The sequence below is a fragment of the Endozoicomonas sp. SESOKO3 genome (assembly GCF_024606255.1).
The window spans coordinates 1-2,581 of the sequence record NZ_JAHHPR010000806.1 but is presented as its reverse complement, the minus strand read 5'-3'; the positions used below and the strand labels follow the sequence as shown (position 1 = coordinate 2,581).

Sequence of the window (2,581 nt, the reverse complement as noted above, 5' to 3'; positions counted from 1 at the left end):
CTTACCCGACAAGGAATTTCGCTACCTTAGGACCGTTATAGTTACGGCCGCCGTTTACCGGGGCTTCGATCAAGAGCTTCTCCGAAGATAACCCCATCAATTAACCTTCCGGCACCGGGCAGGCGTCACACCGTATACGTCCACTTACGTGTTAGCACAGTGCTGTGTTTTTAATAAACAGTCGCAGCCACCTGGTATCTTCGACCAGCCTCAGCTTACGGAGCAAGTCCGATCACCAAAGCCGGCGCACCTTCTCCCGAAGTTACGGTGCCATTTTGCCTAGTTCCTTCACCCAGGTTCTCTCAAGCGCCTTGGTATTCTCTACCTGACCACCTGTGTCGGTTTCGGGTACGGTCCCTTTTGACCTGACGCTTAGAAGTTTTTCCCGGAAGCCTGGCATCAATCACTTCCTGACCTTGGTCAGTTCGTCATCAGTTCTCGGCGTTCTCTATTAGAGAGGAACCGGATTTGCCTGATTCCACCGCCTACGACCTTAAACCCGGATAACCAACACCGGGCTGACCTAGCCTTCTCCGTCACTCCATCGCAGTCAAAAGGGGTACAGGAATATTAACCTGTTTCCCATCGATTACGTCTTTCGACCTCACCTTAGGGGCCGACTCACCCTGCGCCGATTAGCGTTGCGCAGGAACCCTTGGTCTTCCGGCGAGGGAGCCTCTCACTCCCTTTATCGTTACTCATGTCAGCATTCGCACTTCTGATACCTCCAGCCCACCTCCCGGTTGACCTTCAACGGCTTACAGAACGCTCCTCTACCACCTAGAAACTAGTTTCTAGATACAAGTATCAAGTAGTGTATCGTTTGATGATGCCTATGAGCATTTAAACTTCGATACGGCATAATCTAACCTTGTCACTTGTTTCTAGAAACTAGTCTCTAGATCCGTAGCTTCGGTGAATAGTTTGAGCCCCGTTACATCTTCCGCGCGAGCCGACTCGACCAGTGAGCTATTACGCTTTCTTTAAAGGGTGGCTGCTTCTAAGCCAACCTCCTGGCTGTCTGGGCCTTCTCACATCGTTTCCCACTTAACTATTACTTTGGGACCTTAGCTGACGGTCTGGGTTGTTTCCCTTTCCACGACGGACGTTAGCACCCGCCGTGTGTCTCCCGTGATTGCACTCATCGGTATTCGGAGTTTGCATGGGGTTGGTAAGCCGGGATGGCCCCCTAGCCCAAACAGTGCTCTACCCCCGATGGTGAGACACGAGGCGCTACCTAAATAGCTTTCGAGGAGAACCAGCTATCTCCGGGCTTGATTAGCCTTTCACTCCTATCCACAAGTCATCCCCTGGCTTTTCAACGACAGTGGGTTCGGTCCTCCAATCAGTGTTACCTGATCTTCAACCTGCTCATGGATAGATCGCCCGGTTTCGGGTCTATTCACTGCGACTGGACGCCCTGTTAAGACTCGCTTTCGCTACGGCTTCCCTATTCGGTTAACCTTGCCACAGAAAATAAGTCGCTGACCCATTATACAAAAGGTACGCAGTTACAAGAGACTAGTATCAAGAGACAAGAAACAAGATTGGATGGACGTAAACCTGATGGTTATTCCTCCTGACACTTGTATCTTGATACTAGCCCCTTGCTCCCACTGCTTGTACGTACACGGTTTCAGGTTCTGTTTCACTCCCCTCAACGGGGTTCTTTTCGCCTTTCCCTCACGGTACTGGTTCACTATCGGTCAGTCAGGAGTATTTAGCCTTGGAGGATGGTCCCCCCATGTTCAGACAACATTTCACGTGTGCCGTCCTACTCGATTTCACAATAAAAGAGTTTTCGTGTACGGGGCTGTCACCCACTATGGCCGCACTTTCCAGAGCGTTCCACTAACTCCTGAATTGCTTAAGGGCTACTCCCCGTTCGCTCGCCGCTACTGGGGGAATCTCGGTTGATTTCTTTTCCTCCGGGTACTTAGATGTTTCAGTTCCCCGGGTTCGCCTCCTGAACCCTATGTATTCAGGTTAAGGATACTCACTTGTGTGAGTGGGTTTCCCCATTCGGACATTCCTGGATCAGCGCCTGTTTATCGGCTCCCCAAGACTTTTCGCAGATTACCACGTCCTTCATCGCCTCTGACTGCCAAGGCATCCACCGTGTACGCTTAGTCACTTGACCATATAACCCAAAACGATCTGTTTGGCTGCGATCTTTTCCTTCATGCGGTGTTGCAATCTTCACTCTGTCAGTCACGTAGCGCTGCTACGTTCCTTCCTTCGTTCAGCTTGCGCCTTGCCTGAAGAAAAATCTCTTTGCCAAACCCCATAAAAAGGGCCTGTTCTGAATTAAAGGTTCATATAACTACCTTTAACGATCACATTCATCAGACTTCCAACTCACACGGAACACTTCTGTCTTCCGTCCTCTGTCTTCTGTCCTCTGAACGCCATACACTTGAGAGTGTCTCAGCAAGAATCTCATTAAAAGACTTGCGCCTTTTAAATCAACTCAGCTTATTTAAGTTTGGATTCCACATTGTTAAAGAACACATTATCCAGAACGGATAATGAAGCAAAATATGCTTAATGAATCAGTCAAATAAACACCACTTTAAGAAAG

General features: G+C 49.4%; 1 rRNA gene. It reads right to left on the bottom strand.

Annotation, left to right across the window (positions count from 1 at the left end):
- Positions 1 to 2,140: ribosomal RNA gene (locus KDK18_RS14480) — 23S ribosomal RNA — on the bottom strand; the annotation flags it as partial.
- Between the last annotated feature and the right edge of the window lie 441 nt (positions 2,141 to 2,581).